Genomic DNA, 21,161 nt, shown 5'->3' on the forward strand with positions numbered 1-21,161 from the left:
AGCAACGCCGTTACCAGAACTTTTCAAGGATGTTCTGAACAATGTTAAGGCTCATAACGTGTGCAGCAAAGGCCTGCACACGTACCTGCATTCTGTGAACAGGATAGCCGCGAAACACCCACCACTTGCGGGTCGCATTATAGCGGGTCAGAAATTGCTTTTTATGCGCCGGTAGCGGTGTGGTTCCGTAACGCTCCCAGGCTTTATATGCCCCGGTGATATCTGCATAACGCATAAATTTCTGCAACCATAATGGGAAACGTTGCCAGCGCAAGCTCGACTGAAAATCAATAATGGCGGGCTTTCCCTGCTCATCAATAAGAATGTTCCCCATGTTCCGTAAGTCCAGATGAACCCGTCCGGCCTCATGCATCCGGTGAATAATTTTTTCCAGTTCCAGGCAAAATGCCGGTGACAAACGGTTTCCCTCAGCACCGTAATCTTTCAGTGTTTGCCCGGCAATATGGCTGTAAGCAATGGTACATTCTCCCGGCCGGAAGCAGAGCGGTGTAATGCCCGGTATGTGTTGTAATGCTGTAATGGCATTGAACTCCTGGCGAACTGATAAACGGCCTATGGTTTTTCTGATAAGCCAGTGCCGCGAAGAAAAGTCTTTGATGATGAGTTGATAATGTTCGTCCTGATATAAATAAACGATAGCGTTAGCAAAGCGTCCTTCATGCAAAACGGACAGGCTGCCGGCAGAAAATGTGTGGCCGGGTATGTGTGCTGACAGAGCACGAAGAATTGCCTGAATCATGTTGAGTGTGTGTTTTTGGTTGACCAGGCAAGTATTTTATCGCTTGTGGTTGCCCGGGCAACTAAATAGAGATTGTAAGCGGATAAGTGCGATAACTGTCAGTTAGTGACACAAATTATGCTGACAACGGGTGAGCATGCTGAAAAATTGCTCCCTTTCAGATTCTGAAAAATCTTTCAGTGCGACATCGTAAATGGCATTAATTTTAGGCGTAGTAAGCGGGAACAGCTGTTCGCCTTTTGCGGTGAGGGCCAGTTTAAATGCGCGGCCGTCGTGAGGGCAGGGTTTACGGCGGATAAGCGCCTTTTCTTCCATACGGCTTAAAATCCGGCTCATCGCACCTTTATCATGATGCATCGCTTCACAGAGTTTTGCCAGCGTATCGGCTCTGCCTTCAGCGATCAGCTTGATAACAGCAAATTGTGAACCGGTAAGGTCAAATTCTTTCAGAGCCTCGTCCAGTCTGCTCATCATCTGATTTCTGACCAGTGCGATTTGTTTGCCGAATTCACCCGCAGCCACAGCCGTTACTCCGTTATGTAAAATACTAAAGACACCGGCAGACTAAACAGGTTCACATCGGGGTGCAAGGCTTTTGATTTTTATACAAAAGCCTTTCGCTGGCCGGTGGCAATATTCCGGCGGCTCAGATGCTGCTCTCAGCTTCAGCCATCTTTGTAGTGATAGCTGTAGCCGTTCAGGGCAGGGGCACCGCCAAGGTGAGCATAAAGTACCTTTGAGCCTTCAGGGAAGAAACCTTTTTTAGTCAGGTCGATTAGTCCCTGCATCGATTTTCCTTCATATACCGGGTCGGTGATCATGGCTTCGGTTTTAGCTGCCAGACGTATTGCTTCATTGGTTTCTTCTGACGGAACACCGTAAGCGGGATAGGCATAGTCAGGGTTGATAACAATTTCGTCTTCACGTACTTTGCGGCCAAGGCCCACCAGATCAGCCGTTTTATCAACAATGCTGGTTACCTGATCCCGTGTCTGCTGCAGAGTGCCTGAAGCATCGATGCCAATTACGGTATCTGCACGGTCATGATTGGCAAAGCCTACAATCATGCCGCCCTGGGTAGAACCGGTCACCACACACACCACAATATAATCGAACTTAAAGCCCAGCTCTTTTTCCTGAGCAATCACCTCTTCGGCAAAGCCGATGTAGCCTAAAGCACCGTATTTATGTACTGATGCACCGGCCGGAATTGCATAGGGTTTGCCGCCTGCATCTTTTACTGACTGAATCGCTTTATTCCAGCTGTCACGAATGCCGATATCAAAGCCGTCGTCCACAAGGCGGCTGTCAGCCCCCATCAGGCGGGTCATCTGAATATTACCCACGCGGTCATAAACGGCATCGTAGTGGGGCACCCATTTCTCCTGCACAACCACGCATTTCATGCCGATTTTGGCAGCCGTCGCAGCAACCATACGGGTATGGTTAGATTGCACACCACCAATTGAAACCAGTGTATCGGCACCGCTCGCAATGGCGTCCGGTACAATATATTCCAGTTTTCTTAGCTTATTACCACCCATTGCCAGACCTGAATTACAGTCTTCCCGTTTAGCATAGATATCTACTTTTCCTCCCAGGGCTTCAGTCAGCCTGGGCAAATATTCGATTGGCGTCACGCCGAATGTCAGCGGATAGCGCTCAAAATTACTGATCAATGATTTCATAATCCGGTTTCCTGTTCTTACCGGTACCCGTATTTATTTTACGGGCAGTCCGGCAGGTGGTTTGTCAGGACAAGCAACAGACTTTGTCCTTTTTGTGCGTTATACTGCACAACATAAAACAAACATAACACCGTGCGCTATAGCGCACAAATAGTTTTTTGCTATGGCCGAACAAGAATTTAAGCAACATATCGCGTTACACCTTAAAACCCTGCGAAAAGACAGAGGACTCAGTCTGGATGCTCTGGCAAAGTTGTCCGGAGTCTCTAAGGCGATGCTGGGACAAATTGAACGTCAGGAATCCAGTCCCACCATTTCAACTCTCTGGAAGATTGCCAGCGGCCTGGATGCATCGTTTTCCGCCTTTTTTGCTTCCGGACCGGATGACAGAGAAAATAGTGATAACTTTCCCCGTGATCCGGACATGAAAGTGAAAGCCATTTTTCCTTATTCAGCAGATACGCGGATAGAAGTCATGGAAGTATGTTTGCTGAATTTTCATGAACAACAGTCTGATCCCCATGCGCCCGGGGTAATTGAACACGTTTATGTAACAGAAGGGGCGTTATCGTTGCATGTGGACGGGGCATGGCATGATTTAAAATGTGGTGGCAGCTTGCGTTTTCATGCCGATCAGCCGCACGTTTATAAGTCCACGGCGCAAACAACCCGTTTTCAAAATATTATCTGCTATCAGGCAGGTAAATCGTCCGGCAAAGACTAAGCTGAGTAACGTCTTTGCCGGGCGGGAGTGCTGGATCAGTTATTTTGCTCTTTATCTTCAGATGCCTCTGCTTCATCCAGATCCGTCACTTCAACACGACCCATGCTGACTTCATGTTTGGTACGCAGTTTCTGCAGAATTTCCAGTTGTGCTTCTGAAAAACGGAAGTTAACCGGCGTTTTCATTATGTTGTCTTCAGCGAGGTAGTTTTGAATTGCTACCGTGTCGCCAAAGGCCTCGCCGGGTTGAGTCGCTACTACGGCATCCAGCATGGCCGCCCCGTTGGTTGCAGCCGACCGGCCGTATTTTCTGCCTTCGCCAATCAGCGCTGCCAGAGTCCAGTCTTCCATTTCGAATTCGACGTCGTCGCGGTTTGCGTATTCATCGAACATGTCACCTTGCAGATAGTCCATTAAATGGCTGATCAGTTTGGCCTGATCGTTGTCAAAGAAAGACATATTGCGCTCGTATAATGCCGACACTTCGCCGTCAAAATACGTACCACGGTTTGAATTAATAAATTCACCGGCATTGTCTTCCAGTTTCCGCCACACTGTTTTGCCGGTGTAAGCAGTACTTCTCAGGCTCGGGCCACCAATATTACCCTGCCAGAGACCATAAATAATCAGCGGATTCCCAAAGTATTTTTCTTTGAGGATCGTAAACTGAATGTCGTCCAGGCTTAACGGAACACCGGCGACGTTGAGTAGTTTTTGCGCCATGATTGAGTCGTCATCACCGTAGTCGAGCACCCGCAGTAAATTGTGCTTCGGATACACTTTCATCATTTCATCGAGCAGGGTGAAATTGTAAAGGTTCAGCCAGTAAGCCAGCTGTTCATTTTTGTTCAGCAGACGTAATGGCACTTCAGCGGGCAGCATTTCAAGGCTTGCGCGAATGTCAGAGATAAATTCAGCTATCAGATCTTTTTCACTTGCGCCTTTGAAGTAGAACCTGTTGCCTTCCAGCGCCGTCAGTCTGTTGATGCGGGTTTTTAACCTGGTACCGACGCCTGCATCCGGACGTGGCGCTTTTTCCCTTGTGGACCAGCCACTTACTGTTACATAAGATGAGAGCAGCGCATTCAAATCATCATAGGCCACTTCCAGAGTAGAATTGGGATCGTCGCCGCGAAATGGCTCAGGAATATTCTCTTCACCGGCGACAGACAGGGTAGAAGTGCCTGCGAGCAGCAAAATCAGCAAGGTGTTGATTGTTTTTTTCATAGTTACATCCTTTTTACTAATTTGGAGTGATAACTATTTACCTCTGAGGCCGGACTGTCAATGCAGTTGTGCGATTAATAACCGGATGTGTGTCACGAAGATGTGACAAAATGTGAATGGCACCAGTCAGCATAATTGCCAGTGACGGGCGCCGGACTCCATGGTTAAGTTTCAGGCGTATATTTGTTGCAAAGCTGCCGGCAGAGCCGGATAGCGAAAATGGAAACCACTTTCCTGCAAACGCTCAGGGATCACATGCTGGCCGGTGATGACCATATCTGCAGCTTCTCCCATCAGTATTTTTAGTACGAATGCCGGGACAATGAAGAAATCCGGCCGGTGAAGCGTTTCCGCCAGAATCCGTGTGAAGACCGCATTGGTCTCCGGTTCCGGAGCAGTAAGATTATAAGGCCCTGAGCAGCGGTGATTTTCGAGGAGGTGTTCAATGGCTGTTACCATGTCATCAATGTGGATCCATGACAGGATTTGTTTGCCGCCCGCAATTTTTCCTCCCACACCTAACTTAACCGGCATTGCCATTTTGGGTAATGCTCCCCGGTCCTTATCGAGCACGACACCGGTGCGTAACAAACACACACGGGTTGCGTCAGAGGCAGCCTGCATGGCGATTTGTTCCCAGCGCTGACAAACCTGATGGGTAAATTCATCATGTACGGTATGGTTATTCTCGGAAACCGGTTTATTTCCCTGACGGCCATAATAGCCGATGGCTGAGCCGGAAATAAAAACAGACGGCGGATGTTCACAGGCTTTCATGCGGGTAACCAGCTGCTGTGTCAGATCCCAGCGGCTATGGCAGATACGTTGTTTTTGTAACGGCGTCCAGCGTTTATCTGCAATGGGCTCGCCGGCCAGATTAATGACGCCGTCAAACAAACAAAAATCTGCAATGTCATGCAAACCTGCAATTACCTCAACATTGTCCGGCAACTGTTTGCGGGCCTGCTCCGGCGACCGGCTTAACACGGTGAATTGATATTTACCTGCTGTTTTATGAATAAACCGGCTACCAACCAGTCCGGTACCGCCTGTGACAAGTATTTTCACTAATACCTCTTTAAGGTTTGGTGCACGACAACGTCAGGGACACTGAATCGGCGAAACGCAGCGCGTGAGGCTTGTCCACTTCCACTTCTGCAAATGTTACCCACGGATGCTCTGCTGCAACGGCAAGCACATCTGAAGTAAGTTTCTCAAGCAGAGAGAAACGGTTGTCTTCCACCAGTTTTATAATCGCTTTCGTCACCGTTTTATAATTCAGAGCATCATCCATGTTGTCAGTATTGGTGGCGTTTATTGCATCGTAATGAATCTTCGCGTTGACCACGACATCCTGTTTATTTTTTATCTCGTCGTCGTTAATACCAATATAGGTGCGCAGGCGCAGGTTTTTGATCCGGATGGTTGCCTGATTCAGCGTCATGATCTCTCTCGTTATTCTGGTTATATCTATCAGCAGTATAATTTGTTAATTTGATAACAGGAATTATCTTTAAAAGACCACTATGGAACTCAAATCTCCCACAGCCAAAGCGATGATAGTACTCGCTTGTCTGGTCGTTGTACTGGCCGGTATTAAGGCCGCCAGCGCCATCATGGTACCTTTCTTCCTGTCGGTATTTATCGCTATTGCATGCAGCCCGCTTATAAATTGGGCCAGTGCTCACCGCATTCCGCGCTGGGCATCCATTAGTTTAGTAATACTGATTATTCTGGTTTTCGGATTCCTGCTGGCAGGGCTGGTTGGCCAATCATTAACAGATTTTAAGGAAAACCTGCCCGGTTACCGTAAACAGCTGGACAGCGAGTTTGCCTGGATCATTGACCGGCTGGCGACAATGAACATTCATATTAACCGTGAGCTGTTCACTCAGCACTTTGATCCCGGTACGGCGATGTCTGTGGCAACGAATTTTCTCAGCGGAATGGGAGGCGCATTGTCTAATATGTTCCTTATCCTGCTGACGGTTATTTTTATGCTTTTCGAAGCTGACAGTATGCCTTCACGTTTACATACGGCGCTGGCAGATCCGGAAATGAAGATGAAACATGTGGACCGGTTTATAAAATCGGTGAACAGCTATCTCGCGATTAAAACCGTGGTAAGTCTGGCAACCGGGCTGATCATCGGTATCTGGTTATATATTCTGGATATCGACCACTTTCTTCTCTGGGGTGTGCTTGCGTTTCTGCTCAATTATATTCCGAATATCGGCTCAATTATCGCTGCCATTCCGGCGGTGCTGATTGCACTGGTGCAATACGGGGCGGGCACTGCAGGACTGGTTGCACTGGCATTCGTGGCGGTAAATACCGTGATGGGAAATATCGTGGAGCCCAGATTAATGGGGCGGGGGATGGGACTGTCTACCCTGGTCGTTTTCCTTTCTCTGGTATTCTGGGGGTGGCTGCTGGGCAGTGTCGGAATGTTGTTATCCGTTCCGCTGACCATGGTTGTGAAAATTGCGCTGGAATCCCGTGAGGAAAGCCAGTGGCTGGCATTACTGCTGTCCAGCAACGCAGAGAGGGATGCCAGACAGCTTTAATCAGTGAAATTACCTTTATAAGGCGATTACATTGACCGGTGTAATGATGACCGGTACCGCTTTTGAGGTCGGGGTGGCACTTTGCTGCCCCACACTGTTGAAGGGCACCAGCGGGTTCGCTTCCGGATAGTAGGCCGCAACGTTCCCCTGAGGAATGTCGTAGCTGACCGCTTTAAAGCGTGAAATTTTACGGGTGACATCGTCATCCCACACGGTCTCAACATCTATCAGACTGCCTTCACGTATATTCAGTCTGGCTAAATCCTGCGGGTTAATGAACACAATATTACGTTCACCGAAAATGCCTCTGTAACGGTCGTTCATGCCGTAAATCGTGGTGTTGTACTGGTCGTGGCTGCGCAATGTCTGCATGGTGAAAACCGGCGTATCACTGGCTGCGATTTTTGCCATCACGCCTTCGCTGAACAAATTTTCAGGTAAGGCATTGTGGTTAAACAGGGCTTTACCCTCTTTATTCCGCCATTCCCGGTTTGCTGCAGCGTTGTACAAATGAAAGCCGCCTGGTTCGGCTATCTTATCATTCATATTCTCAAACCCGGGGATAACCTTCGCGATAAGGTCGCGGATCAGGCTGTAATCGTCTTTCAGTGACAGCCAGTCTGCCGGCGTATTCTCACCCAGAGTTGCAGCGGCGATACGGCAGATGATCTCTGTTTCCGATTTAAGGTTGTTACTTTGCGGTGATGTGCTGCCGCTGGAACCGTGCACCATACTGAATGTGTCTTCTACGGTAATCACCTGATTGCCCGTGGCCTGCATGTCGATTTCTGTTCTGCCTAAACAGGGCAGCAGCAGGGCGTCCTGTTTAGCGGTAACGTGAGTGCGGTTGAGTTTAGTTGCGATGTTTACCAGCAGTTCAGCATTGCCCGCAGCAGCGGCGGTAAAGGGGGTATCTGCTGCGGCAGCCACCAGGTTCCCGCCAAGGCAAATAAGTACTTTGCTGCGCTTTTCATGCAGGGCGCTCAGCATATCAAACACACGGTGTCCGGGTTTTTCCGGCGGATTGAAGCCAAAAGTCTCATTCATGCGCTGATTAAAATCGGGTTTCGGTGCTTCCAGGATCCCCATCGTGCGGTTGCCCTGCACATTGCTGTGACCACGCACCGGACTCAGTCCTGCACCGGGTAACCCGAGGGCACCGGTGAGCAGATGCAGGGAAACAATTTCTTTGATGGTATCTACTGAGTAAAGATGCTGGGTGATACCCATCGCCCAGGTAGAAATGGTTTTGCGTGAAGCAGAAAACAGCGCTGCCAGTTCTTCGATTGTACTTTGCGACAGGCCACTTTGTTTTTCTATGCTCTGCCAGCTTGTTGCTTCAACAGCAGTTGCATACGCGTCGTAACCTGAAGTGTGGGAAGTCATAAACTCATGGTCGAGCCTGTCTTTGTGGTGCATCAGAATGGCCTTCGCCATACCTCTGGCAACGGCATAATCGCCCCCCAGTTTAGGTGAAACGTACTTACTGCTTATTTGCACAGTTTCAAGACCGAGTAACTCTGCAGGCTTTTGCGGGCTGGCAAATTTCTGTAAGCCGACTTCTTTTAAGTTGTTCACCGAAACAATGGTCGCACCCCTTTTTGACGCCGCACGTAAGGCGTTAAGCATGCGCGGATGATTGGTACCGGGGTTTTGTCCGAACACAAACAAGGTGTCAGCTTTTTCAAAATCTTTCAGGACCACCGTGCCTTTGCCTACACCTACCGACTGGTTCAGCGCAATGCCGCTGGCTTCGTGGCACATATTGGAACAATCGGGAAAATTATTCGTGCCGAATGCACGTCCGAATAATTGATAGACAAAAGAGGCTTCATTACTCGCCCGGCCGGATGTATACAACTCAAGTTCATCAGGGCTGCTTAACCCGTTGAGTTTAGCTGCAATGATGTGAAAAGCATCATCCCAGCTTACCTGTTCATAATGGTCTGTTGCTGCATTGTAACGCAGCGGTTCTGCCAGCCGACCCTGACTTTCCAGCCAGTGATCGGATTGTTTATTAAGATACGTCACACTATGTTGTCTGAAAAACTCAGCACCAATGGTCATCTCTGTCGATTCCCATGCCACCGCTTTTGCACCGTTTTCGCAAAATCTGAATGTACCGTCTTTTTCGTCTCCCCAGGCGCATCCCGGGCAGTCAAATCCCTTATGCTTATTCACCTTATACAGGTTCAGCATGTTCTGACGAACCTGCTTACTTTTAATCAGTTCGTTCACGGTGGATTTAATTGACGGTAAACCGCCTGCCTTAGTGGATTTAACTGCCATGTTGAACCTCGCGGGAGAAAAATACAGGCTGGTTGTTTCGTGGCAAAAACACCAGATTCAATTTGTGTTGCCTGGCGAAAGACACTGCCAGTGACGTGGGAGAAGAAAAGCTTATCAGTGTGGTAAAGCCTGCAATCACTGCCTTCTGGACCAGTTCAACACCACATCGGCTGGTCACAACAAGATAACCTTCTTCATGGTTTTTTATGCGTTTTCGCACAGCACCGATCACTTTATCTAATGCGTTGTGACGGCCAATATCCTCCCGTCCGAGTACGATGTCATTGCCTGAACCGTAAAGGGCGGCGTGCAGGGCGCCGGTCTTGCGGGCTTTTTCCTGCAGCTTGTCCATAGCATCTCTGAGTGAACCGAAGTCACAGGCCGGCACAGGAGCCCAGCTTACCGCAGCGTCAAGTTGCGGAAATACCTGTTCAAGGGCGGTGTGATTACAAATTCCGCAGCCTGCATTGACCCGTGTAAAACGCCGTGATTTTAGCAGGTGTTCCCGGCGGCCGGTAAGGCTGACATTGGCTTCGATGCCGGCTTCGTTGCGTACGATATGAATATCTTTAATTTCAACCGGCGCAGTAATGATTTGTTCGGTAAGAAAGTAGCCGGTAATGAAATCTTCGATATCGTCAGGGGAGATCATCATCACCACCAGACTGATGTCATTGACTGAAACCGCCAGCGGCACTTCTTCAACCAGCAGTGATTCATCGTCAGGCAGTCGATGGTTGTCAGCAGAAAGTAAATCCGGTTTTGTCATTAATGCATACAAAATGTTTAATCGGCTAAGATGAGCCATACTAGATGAAAATGCAGGACGGGCACAGTCGTATACTCAATTCGTCACCCTGTATGCATAGATAGCAAGTGTTCTGTAAGGGCTCAGGTCGGTTGCGGTCAAAACAGGGAAACTAACGTCAGGAGAAATTCGTGAAGCAAAAAGCGCTAATTCATAGCATAGCGATGTCAGCCAGTATTCTTATTCTTACCGCATGTGACAATGGCGGGAAAGAGGAAACCATCGCCGGACGCCCTTATCAATATGACTGTGGCGATGCCGGTGCGGTGATATTTCAGGTGGACGGCAACAATACAGCCATTCTGCAGATTGGAGCAAATGCCATGGTGCTGACGCCCGGTATCAGTGCCTCGGGTGCGAAATATACGGGTAACAGTGTGGTGTTCTGGAGCAAAGGTAAAAAAGCGACGCTCACCCTCAGTGATGAGGAATATCAATGTGCCCTGGTTGACGGAGAGTGAATCAGACGCTGTGATGACAAGAAAAAGTACGCAATAAGCATTTTGTTTTTTCAGTGCTGTAATAAATAAACCTGCTTTTCCAGGCAGGAACTCAATTAGTGGCTCATAATATTTACAAAGTTTTTTCAATTTTTTTCAAAAAAACTAATTTATTTGCATCTGATTAGCCTGCACTCCCGTATGGCTATATGTTCACTCACGAAAAAAGGTTAAATTATGTCCACATTCAAACCTCTCACTCTTGCTGTTTCAGCTGCGCTGGTTGCCGGTATTTCTGCTACTGCAATGGCTTCGAGTCACCGGGAGGCGCCGGCTATAACACGCGCTCCTACCGTCGATGCTACAGATTTTTACATGTTTAACAGTTACGAATCTGGCAGAGATGGGTATGTCACGTTGATAGCCAATTACATTCCGTTACAGGATGCGTACGGCGGGCCAAACTATTTTTCAATGGATCCGGATGCAGTATATGCAATTCACATTGATAACGATGGCGACGCGATGGAGGACATTACTCTCGCATTTCAGTTCAGTGCCATGCTAGCTGCGGATAATGAAGGTGTTGCTCTGCCGGTTGGTCCTGAAGGCGATCAGAAGATGATCAAAGTGCCTCTAAAAAATATCGGGCCGGTCAGTGCTGACGATCAAAGTAATGCTAACTTTTCTGAGCATTACACAATGACATGGGTTAGTGGTAACGCCCGCACCGGTGAAAGAACACCACTGACACCATCTTCAGCAGCAATGTTTTCTAAACCACTGGATTATATTGGTGATAAAACTTTCACCAGTTCAAGTGAATATGAGCGTTACGCCGGTCAGTATGTTTATGATTTCGCTGTACCGGGCTGCGATAACCCCGGCAAGGTCTTTGTTGGACAGAGAAAAGACCCGTTTGTTGTTAACCTGGGAGACACTTTTGACCTGGTCAATTATGTTCCTGTTGAAGGAGACAGTGCGCCCGGTGCAGGTGACGGAGATGGTTTTCCGGGAGGGATCACTCAAAGCGAAGATAATGATGATCTCGCTGACAAGAACGTGACCTCTATCGCTGTTGAAATTCCGGCCGCTTGTATTACCGGAGACGGCAATGGAACAGTGGGCGCATGGACTACAGCCAGCTTGCCACAGGCCAGAATCCTGAATCCAAATGCAACGTTCGAAAAGCCATCAGCTGCTGGTGGAGCGATGACACAGGTATCACGGCTTGGTAGCCCGTTAGTCAATGAACTGGTAATAGGGCTTGGCGATAAAGACAAATTTAACAGTTCACATCCGTCTGCAGACGGACAATTTGCTGATTATGTGACCAATCCGGTATTGCCTGAATTGCTTAATATCCTGTTCCGCGATGCAGTGAATACTACCCTGGGCACAGATCTGGAAACTCTCGCGCCAACTAATTTTCCGCGTAATGATTTAGTCACTGCGTTTCTCACCGGCTTTCCGGGAGTAAATCAGCAAGCTACGGTAACAGCGTCGGAAATGCTGCGTCTGAATACGGGTATTCCGGCAACACCAGCCGGTGAACAGTCAGCCTTTGGCGTTGCCGGTGATGATCTTGCCGGTTTTCCAAACGGCCGGCGTCCGGGTGATGACGTAGTTGATATCGCACTTCGCGTGGTAATGGGAGCATTATGTTATCCCATTCCGGTAAATGGTGAGTCGACTGACTTAGGTCTTTGTACTTCAGAAGATGCAAGTGTTGGAAACGTACCGTTTACCGATGGTGCTCCGGTAGACGCTTCCATGACCATGTCTGGTTTTCCTTATCTTGCAACCCCAATCTCTGGCTCAGCGGAATAAAGGAATCATGATGAAACATCTATATTTAGTCGCAGTCACAGGCATCATTCTCGGCGGCTGCAGCGATGACGATGATACCAATTATGCTCCTGAGGTAATATCAGAAGACTTTACCACCACGGTGGATACATCATTTTCTGATACGCTCACAGCATCTGACGCTAACGGCGATACGCTCGTTTATTCGTTGGAAGGATCGCCGGCCAACGGTAGTGTGGAAATCGCTGACAATGGTAGTTTTACATTCACACCAGATGCTGAATTTACCGGTGAAGACAGTTTTACGTTTACTGTCAGTGACGGTGTCAATGACCCCGTGAGCGGTACAATTGGTATTATTGTTGAAGCGGAGAACGTGATGGTCTCTACCTATGTCCGTTCCGCATTCAGTCAGCCGGCAACCGGAACCCCGCTTCCTGTAAATGGCAGGGTGTTTGAAAACGATTCAGATGATCCCGCAGCGTTCGATGATCTATTGACGGATTACTGATAACCGGGAGGCCAGGGACGGCCTGTTGTCACGGGGAAAAATATTGAAAATCTTCTTTTGCACACTAGTTGCTACCTTTGTCGTTTGGGCGGGACAAACTTCTGCAGTTCGCGCAGATATTTTCTATCCGGACGACAGAACTGTGGTAGCAAGTTGGGAAGCCGGGCCGGAAGAAAAGCCAGAGCTATCTTCGTTAAAAAAATCACTGGATGAAGCGAGATCACTTAACGGTTCAGGGTTAGCGCTTCGACGCATAATTCGTTTAACAAATGCAGTAATAAGCTCAGGAAACTTTGAGCCGGAAATGTTGTTGTTTAAGGCAAGATTACAGCAACACCAACATGCTTTTATTGATGCTGCTTCAACAATCAGGCAGTACACTGAGAAATACGGAAAAACACCTTCTGCGCAGTTATTGCAAGCGACCATTGCAATCAATCTCGGAAAATCTGATGAGGCTGAAGCTGCCTGCCGGTCTCTTGCCGGAACCGGAGAACCTGCCTTGTCTGCAATTTGTTTACTGGATATACGCTCGCAGCAATCTCCCGATTTAGATGATTACAAAAAGCTTGAACAGTTACATCAATATTCCGGTGTGGCCACATCCGCACCACTTGATGGATGGCTCAGAGAAATTCTGGCTTCTTTGGCGCTTGAACTTAACCGCCCGGAAGAGGCCAGTGCATGGCTTGATAACGTCGATTTTAATCAGGTTCCGTTGAGTCGTGTTGCGCTTTGGGCTGATATTCAGCTTGCCCTGGGTCAACCGGATAGAGTTCTCAACACGCTATCACCCATTATTAATGATCCGGATAATGTAGATGATGCCATTATGCTCAGACTTGCGCAGGCAGAAAAACTAAGTAAAAACGGAACGCTGTGGACGCAAGCTATGGCACAGCGTGTGGCTATGCGCGCCTGGCGTGACGATGGCGTTCATGCGGCGCAACTTGCACGATATTATCTTGATATTCAACCTGATCCCCTGAAAGCTCTGAAGTATGCGCGTCTGAATTGGGAGCACGGGAAAACCCGGGCCGAAAAGATACTATTGGAACGCGCCGTTGACAGCCAGAATGAATCAGAAGAAAAATAACCGGAGCAGGCATGTTTTTGTTGTCGTTTTATCGCGCTAGTGATTATGTTACCAACCGTGCATTCGGGTTGATGATTTTGTCATTCCTGATGATAACCGTTCCGGAGGGGGTGAAAGCCCATGAACTCAGCAACGGATATATTACTTTGAACGGAGACAATACGCAGAAGTTTAGCGGGCGACTTTCTCTTATGCCATATGATCTCGAGATTGAGATGAAACTGGATGAGAATTTTGATGGCAAACTCGTCTGGCATGAAGTAAAAGAAGCTCAACCTGATCTGCATGCCTACGCAGCTGCTGTTTTGCAATTTACTCAGGGTAGTGCAGCCTGTTCGCCGGTATTTCATGAAGTAGCAATGGAATTAATATCTGGCGAAGCCCTGATAGCTATTCCATTCACAATCGACTGCCCCTACGACACCGATGTTTCAGTGGATTATCAGGGGATATTTGAGCAGGATGACACTCATCAAACATTGTTCAGTGCGGCTATAGGTGGAGAGAGTCATACTGCTGTGTTTACGAATGAACACAGGCAAGTGACACTGTCAGCTGCGTCCGGCGCTTCCGTGTGGCAAACCATCACTACTTTTGTGTATCAGGGTATTATTCATATCTGGATTGGTATTGACCATATTTTGTTTCTGTTAGCTACTTTGCTGACTGTTAATCTGGTAAGAAAAAACAATCAATGGCAGGGCGAATTGAGTAAAGGTAAAGTACTTAAATCTACGTTCTGGCTTGTAACTGCATTTACCGTTGCCCATTCTGTTACGTTGACAACGACTGCCCTTGGCTGGTATCACCCTCCCGGTCGCTGGGTGGAATTTGGTATTGCAATATCAGTGATGCTGACGGCAATCAATAACATCTGGCCTGTTATACACCGGCTGGCTATTGTTACATTCGCTTTCGGATTAATTCACGGGATGGGCTTCGCAAGTGTGTTCGGGGAACTGCAAGCTGATGCACAGAGTCCTTTGCTAGCTATTGCTTCATTTAATATTGGTGTAGAGCTCGGTCAACTCGTCGTCGTATTATTATTGCTGCCATTGCTTCTGGCATTAAGACATATGCGATTTTATGCTTCTGCTGTCATGCCTTTAGCTTCATCAGCTATTGCTCTGATTGCGCTCAACTGGGCAGTTCAGCGGTTTTGAGTTTTGTTAATACCTGTCACTCCCGCAGGCTGAAGCTCTGCTAAAACCTGCAACAGTGCATCCTGAAAAAAAAGCCCCGACAAAGTCGGGGCTTTTTCAACAGTATTAAGAATCGTTAATTAAACGTTCTTCACCGCTACATCTGCTTCGAACTTAGGCTTAACAGCCAGGTCTTCTGAAGGCGGAGCAAACTTGGTCAGGTCGATGCCTGCAACAGCCTGCTTGTACTCTTCAGTAGTCGGGAAGCGACCCAGTACTGTAGACAGTACTACCAGCGGCGTTGAGCCCAGCAGTGATTCGCCTTTCTTTTCGCTCGTATCAGCAACAACACGGCCCTGGAACAAACGGGTAGAAGTAGCAATTACCGTGTCACCTGGTTCCGCTTTTTCCTGGTTACCCATACACAGGTTACATCCAGGGCGCTCCAGGTACAGAATGTTGTCGTACTTAGTACGTGCAGCTTCTTTTGGCTTAGCATCGTCAAACTGGAAGCCAGCGTATTTCGCCAGAATTTCCCAGTCGCCTTCAGCTTTCAGCTCATCAACAATGTTGTACGTAGGTGGAGCAACAACCAGTGGCGCTTTAAAGCTAACCGAACCGTTCAGTTTTTCCAGGTTACGCAGCATTTGGGCAATGATTTGCATATCGCCTTTGTGAACCATACAAGAACCTACGAAGCCCAGGTCAACTGGCTTGCCGTCGTAGTAAGAAACCGGACGGATAACGTCATGGGTGTAACGCTTAGACACGTCTTCGTTGTTTACGTCCGGGTCAGCGATCATCGGCTCATCGATTTGGTCCAGGTCAACAACGACTTCTGCGAAGTATTTTGCGTTGTCATCCGGTGCAAGCGCTGGCTCTTCACCAGACTTGATTTCAGCGATACGCTTGTCTGCCAGGTCGATAAGACCTTGCAGCATATTCGCTTCGTTATCCATGCCCTTGTTGATCATGATCTGGATACGGCTCTTCGCCAGTTCCAGTGATGCAATCATGGTCTCGTTGTCAGAGATACAGATTGAAGCTTTCGCTTTCATCTCAGCAGTCCAGTCGGTGAACGTAAATGCCTGGTCAGCCAGCAGCGTACCGATTTGAACTTCGATAACACGGCCCTGGAACACGTTTTCACCAGCGAATTGCTTCAGCATTTGTGCCTGTGTAGCGTGAACAACATCACGGAAGTCCATGTGCTCTTTCATGCTACCTTTAAAGGTCACTTTCACAGACTCAGGAATAGGCATTGCCGCTTCACCTGTTGCCAGTGCCAGTGCTACCGTACCGGAGTCAGCACCGAATGCCACACCTTTTGACATACGGGTGTGCGAGTCACCACCAATGATAATTGCGCGGTCGTCTACAGTGATGTCGTTAAGCACTTTGTGAATAACGTCAGTCATTGAGTGGTAAACGCCTTTAGGATCACGGGCAGTGATAACTCCAAAATTGTTCATGAAAGACATCAGCTTAGGAATGTTAGCCTGCGCTTTCTTATCCCAAACTGACGCAGTGTGACAGCCAGACTGGTATGCACCATCAACAATTGGAGAGATGGTTGAAGCCGCCATGGATTCCAGTTCCTGACAGGTCATCGGGCCTGTGGTGTCCTGAGAACCTACAATGTTTACCTTCACACGTACGTCTGAACCAGCATGTAATGGAGAATCTGAATTCACACCGACTGCGTTACGGTTGAAAATTTTCTCAACAGCAGTCAGGCCCTGACCTTCGTGTGATACTTCTTTAGATGGCGCGTAAACGTCTGGTGCAGTTACACCCAGCGTTTCAGCTGCGAAAGTTTGCAGTTGCTTACCGAAAACAACAGCGTATGAACCGCCGGCTTTCATGAATTCAACTTTTTGTGGCGTAAACGCGTCAGCAACGTCAGCCAGTTCTTCAGAACCGTTGTACAGTTTCTTCGCTTTGGTATCGATGGTCAGAACTGTACCGGTAGCAACAGAGTACGCTTCTTCCAGTACCGGGTCGCCATTTGCATCGCGAATCACTTCACCATTTTCGTCAGTTTTCTTAACCCAGTTTTTCAGGTCCAGACCAATACCGCCGGTTACACCAACGGTTGTCAGGAAGATAGGAGCGATACCGTTAGTACCGGCAACAACAGGGGCTTTGTTTACGAAAGGAATGTAAGGGCTGGTAGGCTCACCGGCCCACAGTGCCACGTTGTTCACACCAGACATACGAGAAGAACCTACACCCATGGTGCCTTTTTCTGCAATCAGCATGACTTTAGCGTTAGGGTGCTTTTTACCCAGCTCAACGATTTCCTGTTGTGCTTCAGGCGTAATCATACATTGGCCGTGCAGTTCACGGTCGGCACGGGAGTGTGCCTGGTTGCCCGGAGAAAGCAGGTCAGTAGAGATATCACCTTCAGCAGCGATATAAGTAACAACTTCAATTTTTTCTGGTACATCAGGAAGCTTGGTAAAGAATTCTGCTTTCGCGTAGCTTTCCAGAATATCTTTGACGATTGGGTTGCCTGCTTTATAAGCCGCTTCCAGACGCCCGGTGTCTGCATCGTACAGATAAACCTGTGTTTTCAGCACTTCTGCAGCAGGTTTGGCAACTGCTTCGTTATCAGATAATGCCAGGTCCAGTAATACTTCTACAGAAGGGCCACCTTTCATGTGAGAAAGCAGTTCAAGCGCAAACTCAGGTGTGATTTCTTCTACTTTTTCTTCGCCAAGAACAATTTCTTTCAGGAATTGTGCTTTAACACCAGCCGCGCTCGTGGTGCCGGGCAGGGTGTTATAGATAAAGAATTTTAAAGAGTCTTCACGGTGCTCATTTGCTGTGTCTTTAATTTGAGCAATGATTTCTGACAGCAGATCAGCACTGTCTATTGGCTTCGGGTTAAGACCTAGTTCCGTTTTACGGGTTTCGATCTCTGCCAGATATTCTGAATACAAACTCATAATTTTCTCTCGGTCTTGGTTCACTCGGGCGTAGAATTAAGACGGTCTTAGCTATACGCGTATAAAAATGAGGGACATATTAACTGATTTTTAGTGATTACGTAATGACAGAAAGTGATTAGGGGGTGTCATGCAACATACTTATGTAAAACAGATGTTGCATGTCGATTTTTGGTTTCTTTGTTTATGATTTGCGATTTATAAATTGATCATAAAAATCATTAGTTTATGGGATTCAGGTAAATGTGATTTACGGTGACGCGTCAGATTGGTTTTACCAATTGGGATAAATTATAGTGTTGTATTTATGGTAAGCATTCATAGTGGTTATGGTTGTACCAGATTGAAAAGTAAACATAACGCACACAAACTGTAATTACACAGGAAATGACAATGTTATTGCTGCGCCGCCCAGCGTACTGTCTGCAATATCCAGCCTCCCTTCATAAATAGCAACGAGATCGGCAACGACAGCCATGCCGATCCCCTGGCCTTCTGCATAGGTGTCCAGACGCTCGCCCCGTTCAAGCAGCGCGTCTTTCTGATCCGGGGGGATGCCCGGCCCGTCATCTTCTATTCGGATATGACTCCAGCCCTCTTCCTGTTCAAGGGTGAGAAGTACCGATGCGCTGGCTGCTTTACAGGCGTTGTCCAAAAGGTTGCCCATCATTTCCATCAAATCAGTTTCATCGCCCTTGAACTGACAGCCGGTATCACCTGCCATGTTTATGTTAAGTGAACGGTCACGATGCACTTTTTCCATTGCATTAAGTAGTTTTCGCGCCAGCGGCGCTACCGTGACACTGGCTTGCCAGCCGGCTTTGGCTGCTGCAGCCCGTTTGAGCTGGCGTTGGATGATATTGTTGATTTGCGTAAGTGAGTCATGGGCATCATCGGGAAGATTATTGGTGCCCATAGCAACAGCCAGCGGCGTTTTCAGGCTGTGAGCCAAATCACCGAGACTATTCTTATAGCGACTGCGTTGCTGGGCTTCTGCTTCAAGCAGCCGGTTAATGCTGTTTTTTAGCGGGGTAAACTCTTTCGGATAACGGCGGGTGAGTGCACCCTGGCGTCCGCTGGCTGTCAGCCGTATTTCATTAATCAGTTCCCGCACAGGATTCAGCACGAAAGTAATGCCCGCGATGATCAATACAAGAAGTCCGGCAGCGAGCAGGAGCAACCATTTCCACAATGTACCGGTGAATGCGTCACGCTCAAGGTTGAATTCCTGACGGCTGTTCATAATGTAAAAATGAACCGGTTCGAAGCTGTCAGCGGCTGCAAATTCGGCCGTAAACGCATAGCTGAAATAGCTGCCGGTGTTACTGAGTGCACCCCAGTCTTCCGTGATAAATTCTTCATCGCCGGTTGCGGGTGCGGGCAGGGTAGCGATCACCTCATTGTGCAACGCTGAAGCCGATTTCCAGACCACTTTATTGCGGAAAACGATAATGCCTATGTAGCCTGAATCCGGCAAATTAAGCTGCTCTTCGTACAACAGTTCCGGCATGTAAGGCACATCACCGTCCAGTTCAAATGCAGAGACCAGTGCCAGGTTCATCAGCTTTAATTCGTTATGTTTCGCCTGAGTGAGACTTTCCGTATAGGCTTTGTCCAGAGTCAGCACGGTCACCGGAATAAAAATAGCCAGCGCCAGCAGTGCCAGAAGGGCACTGCGAAGACGAAGAGACAGACGGGTCATAGATCTCTGTTCAGGCGGTAGCCGCGGCCACGAAGTGTTTCAATAGGTTTCAGCGTGCCGTCAGGATCGAGTTTTTTCCGCAGGCGTCCTACAAATACCTCAATCACGTTACTGTCTAAATCGAAGTCCTGATCGTAAATATGCTCTGTCAGTTCTGTTTTCGACACAATCTTCTGCGGATTCAGCATCAGGTATTCCATGACCTTGTACTCGTAAGCCGTGAGATCCAGGCGGACGTCGTTCAGAGTAATTTCTTCGGCAACTGTGTCCAGACATACCGGACCAAACTGAATAGACGGATTTGCCTGACCGGAAGCACGGCGGATCAAAGCTTTTACTCTGGCCAGTAACTCTTCATTGTGAAATGGCTTGGTTAGGTAGTCATCAGCACCGGCATCCAGACCTTCTACCTTTTCCTGCCAGCGGTCTCTGGCGGTCAGGATCAGCACCGGTGTACGAACATCATTCTGACGGGCTTTACGGATCACGTCGAATCCGTCAATACCCGGCAGACCAATATCAATGACAGCTAAATCGTAATTGTATTCCTGAAGCTGATATAAGGCGTTGTTACCATTGTCTGCGAGGTCCACGCTGTAGCCGTTTTGCTGTAGCAAAGCATCTAACTGGGTTAGCAGACGACTGTCGTCTTCGGCAATTAATAAGCGCATTTGTCTTAATTATCCTTGTCCGTTGCCGGCTGAACTTTGCCGGTTTTCTTATCTACATCCACCGACACCACACGACCATTTTTTTTCAGCACTTTTACACGGTATTTTGTACGGGTCTGGTCGACCCGCAACACCCGACCTTTTTCATGTTGTTGTGCTTTTGTCGCGGCCTGACTGCGATCTATCTGTTGCGCCTGCTCCTGAACGGCAGCGGCCTGCTGCGATAGCGAAGCTATGAGCAGTAACACAGTCAGAAACAGGGTTTTAACGATATTCATACAGCCTCAGGATGGTGCTCAGGACACGGTGTCCGGCATTCTCTAATTTTCGTATCCTAGCATAACCGTTATAAATGAACATTGGCTGAATCGAATCTGACTTTTGTTAATTGCTGCAAATTCATTACTTTAAAATTTCTAAATCCCGCAATAAAAAAACGGGAGCCGCCGGCTCCCGTTTTGTTTCCGTAACCGGTTACGGCAATACTTTCTTGTAGGGTTTAACTACGACATTGTCATAGACGCCGGCTTCCACATACGGGTCGGCTTCAGCCCAGGCTTTCGCGGTTTCCAGAGAGTCAAATTCAGCGACAACCAGGGAACCGGTGAATCCGGCCGGGCCGGGATCTTCACTGTCAATAGCAGGGAAGGGGCCGGCAATCAGCAAGCGGCCTTCGTCTTTTAACGCATTCAGACGTGCCAGGTGAGCAGGGCGGGCGGCCAGACGCTTTTCCAGACTGTTTTCCACGTCGGTTGCACAAATCATATAGAACATCGT

General features: G+C 48.2%; 20 protein-coding genes. 7 read left to right on the forward strand and 13 right to left on the reverse strand.

What is annotated here, in order from left to right; genetic code table 11:
• Nucleotides 1–10: 10 nt before the first annotated feature.
• The 3 genes from ACXAGC_RS16015 to ACXAGC_RS16025 form a co-directional block, all read right to left on the reverse strand.
• Nucleotides 11–760, reverse strand: a complete 750-nt coding sequence (locus tag ACXAGC_RS16015) for a BUD32 family EKC/KEOPS complex subunit (RefSeq protein ID WP_474845401.1) — start codon at nucleotides 758–760, stop codon at nucleotides 11–13.
• Nucleotides 761–862: 102 nt separating this feature from the next.
• Nucleotides 863–1,282 carry a MarR family winged helix-turn-helix transcriptional regulator gene (locus ACXAGC_RS16020; protein ID WP_474845403.1) on the reverse strand — a complete coding sequence of 140 codons (420 nt, stop codon included), beginning with the start codon at nucleotides 1,280–1,282 and terminating at the stop codon, nucleotides 863–865.
• A 143-nt stretch (nucleotides 1,283–1,425) separates the two neighbouring features.
• Nucleotides 1,426–2,448 carry a 1-aminocyclopropane-1-carboxylate deaminase gene (locus ACXAGC_RS16025; protein ID WP_119500878.1) on the reverse strand — a complete coding sequence of 341 codons (1,023 nt, stop codon included), beginning with the start codon at nucleotides 2,446–2,448 and terminating at the stop codon, nucleotides 1,426–1,428.
• A gap of 163 nt (nucleotides 2,449–2,611) precedes the next feature.
• On the opposite strand from ACXAGC_RS16025, the gene ACXAGC_RS16030 reads away from it, so the two are divergent.
• Nucleotides 2,612–3,172 (forward strand): helix-turn-helix domain-containing protein, encoded by a 561-nt coding sequence (locus tag ACXAGC_RS16030; protein ID WP_474845405.1) that lies wholly within the window; start codon nucleotides 2,612–2,614, stop codon nucleotides 3,170–3,172.
• Nucleotides 3,173–3,207: 35 nt separating this feature from the next.
• Here the strand turns inward: ACXAGC_RS16030 and ACXAGC_RS16035 are convergent, their stop codons facing one another.
• The 3 genes from ACXAGC_RS16035 to folX form a co-directional block, all read right to left on the reverse strand.
• Complete coding sequence (locus tag ACXAGC_RS16035; RefSeq protein WP_474845407.1) at nucleotides 3,208–4,398, reverse strand: DUF547 domain-containing protein; 1,191 nt, start codon at nucleotides 4,396–4,398, stop codon at nucleotides 3,208–3,210.
• Nucleotides 4,399–4,569: 171 nt separating this feature from the next.
• Entirely contained in the window at nucleotides 4,570–5,466 is an 897-nt protein-coding gene (locus ACXAGC_RS16040) for a TIGR01777 family oxidoreductase (RefSeq protein ID WP_474845409.1), read from the reverse strand.
• Nucleotides 5,467–5,476: 10 nt separating this feature from the next.
• Complete coding sequence (gene folX / locus ACXAGC_RS16045; protein ID WP_119500882.1) at nucleotides 5,477–5,842, reverse strand: dihydroneopterin triphosphate 2'-epimerase; 366 nt, start codon at nucleotides 5,840–5,842, stop codon at nucleotides 5,477–5,479.
• 82 nt (nucleotides 5,843–5,924) lie between these two features.
• Between folX and ACXAGC_RS16050 the strand changes: the two genes are divergently transcribed.
• The gene (locus tag ACXAGC_RS16050; protein WP_303574643.1) at nucleotides 5,925–6,965 is read left to right on the forward strand and encodes an AI-2E family transporter; all 1,041 of its coding nucleotides are present in this window, start codon (nucleotides 5,925–5,927) and stop codon (nucleotides 6,963–6,965) included.
• A gap of 15 nt (nucleotides 6,966–6,980) precedes the next feature.
• Here ACXAGC_RS16050 and ACXAGC_RS16055 read toward each other — a convergent pair whose 3' ends face one another.
• A complete protein-coding gene (locus ACXAGC_RS16055) occupies nucleotides 6,981–9,254 on the reverse strand; it encodes an FdhF/YdeP family oxidoreductase (RefSeq protein WP_474845412.1) in 2,274 nt (757 codons plus the stop codon).
• Nucleotides 9,244–10,023 (reverse strand): formate dehydrogenase accessory sulfurtransferase FdhD, encoded by a 780-nt coding sequence (gene fdhD, locus ACXAGC_RS16060; protein ID WP_474845414.1) that lies wholly within the window; start codon nucleotides 10,021–10,023, stop codon nucleotides 9,244–9,246. Before fdhD ends, ACXAGC_RS16055 begins: the two co-directional genes overlap by 11 nt.
• A 170-nt stretch (nucleotides 10,024–10,193) precedes the next feature.
• Here fdhD and ACXAGC_RS16065 point away from each other — a divergent pair, with 170 nt between their 5' ends.
• The 5 genes from ACXAGC_RS16065 (at nucleotide 10,194) to ACXAGC_RS16085 (ending at nucleotide 15,081) form a co-directional block, all read left to right on the forward strand.
• The gene (locus ACXAGC_RS16065; RefSeq protein WP_474845416.1) at nucleotides 10,194–10,523 is read left to right on the forward strand and encodes an MliC family protein; all 330 of its coding nucleotides are present in this window, start codon (nucleotides 10,194–10,196) and stop codon (nucleotides 10,521–10,523) included.
• Nucleotides 10,524–10,739: 216 nt separating this feature from the next.
• Nucleotides 10,740–12,332 carry a DUF4331 domain-containing protein gene (locus ACXAGC_RS16070; protein WP_474845418.1) on the forward strand — a complete coding sequence of 531 codons (1,593 nt, stop codon included), beginning with the start codon at nucleotides 10,740–10,742 and terminating at the stop codon, nucleotides 12,330–12,332.
• A gap of 7 nt (nucleotides 12,333–12,339) precedes the next feature.
• Nucleotides 12,340–12,822, forward strand: coding sequence for an Ig-like domain-containing protein (locus tag ACXAGC_RS16075; RefSeq protein WP_474845420.1), 483 nt, complete (start codon nucleotides 12,340–12,342; stop codon nucleotides 12,820–12,822).
• Nucleotides 12,823–12,865: 43 nt separating this feature from the next.
• The gene (locus tag ACXAGC_RS16080; protein ID WP_474845422.1) at nucleotides 12,866–13,918 is read left to right on the forward strand and encodes a hypothetical protein; all 1,053 of its coding nucleotides are present in this window, start codon (nucleotides 12,866–12,868) and stop codon (nucleotides 13,916–13,918) included.
• A gap of 11 nt (nucleotides 13,919–13,929) precedes the next feature.
• Nucleotides 13,930–15,081 (forward strand): HupE/UreJ family protein, encoded by a 1,152-nt coding sequence (locus tag ACXAGC_RS16085; RefSeq protein ID WP_474845424.1) that lies wholly within the window; start codon nucleotides 13,930–13,932, stop codon nucleotides 15,079–15,081.
• Nucleotides 15,082–15,200: 119 nt separating this feature from the next.
• Here the strand turns inward: ACXAGC_RS16085 and ACXAGC_RS16090 are convergent, their stop codons facing one another.
• From ACXAGC_RS16090 to ACXAGC_RS16110, 5 genes are all read right to left on the reverse strand, one after another.
• A complete protein-coding gene (locus ACXAGC_RS16090; protein WP_474845426.1) occupies nucleotides 15,201–18,011 on the reverse strand; it encodes a bifunctional aconitate hydratase 2/2-methylisocitrate dehydratase in 2,811 nt (936 codons plus the stop codon).
• Nucleotides 18,012–18,387: 376 nt separating this feature from the next.
• Complete coding sequence (locus tag ACXAGC_RS16095) at nucleotides 18,388–19,713, reverse strand: ATP-binding protein (RefSeq protein WP_474845428.1); 1,326 nt, start codon at nucleotides 19,711–19,713, stop codon at nucleotides 18,388–18,390.
• Nucleotides 19,710–20,384 carry a response regulator transcription factor gene (locus ACXAGC_RS16100; RefSeq protein ID WP_303574633.1) on the reverse strand — a complete coding sequence of 225 codons (675 nt, stop codon included), beginning with the start codon at nucleotides 20,382–20,384 and terminating at the stop codon, nucleotides 19,710–19,712. Before ACXAGC_RS16100 ends, ACXAGC_RS16095 begins: the two co-directional genes overlap by 4 nt.
• A 5-nt stretch (nucleotides 20,385–20,389) precedes the next feature.
• The gene (locus ACXAGC_RS16105) at nucleotides 20,390–20,662 is read right to left on the reverse strand and encodes a PepSY domain-containing protein (protein ID WP_303574632.1); all 273 of its coding nucleotides are present in this window, start codon (nucleotides 20,660–20,662) and stop codon (nucleotides 20,390–20,392) included.
• 196 nt (nucleotides 20,663–20,858) lie between these two features.
• Nucleotides 20,859–21,158 carry a YciI family protein gene (locus ACXAGC_RS16110; RefSeq protein ID WP_474845431.1) on the reverse strand — a complete coding sequence of 100 codons (300 nt, stop codon included), beginning with the start codon at nucleotides 21,156–21,158 and terminating at the stop codon, nucleotides 20,859–20,861.
• Nucleotides 21,159–21,161 lie beyond the last annotated feature (3 nt).

This window comes from Alteromonas sp. AWJ4_197 (assembly GCF_056160285.1).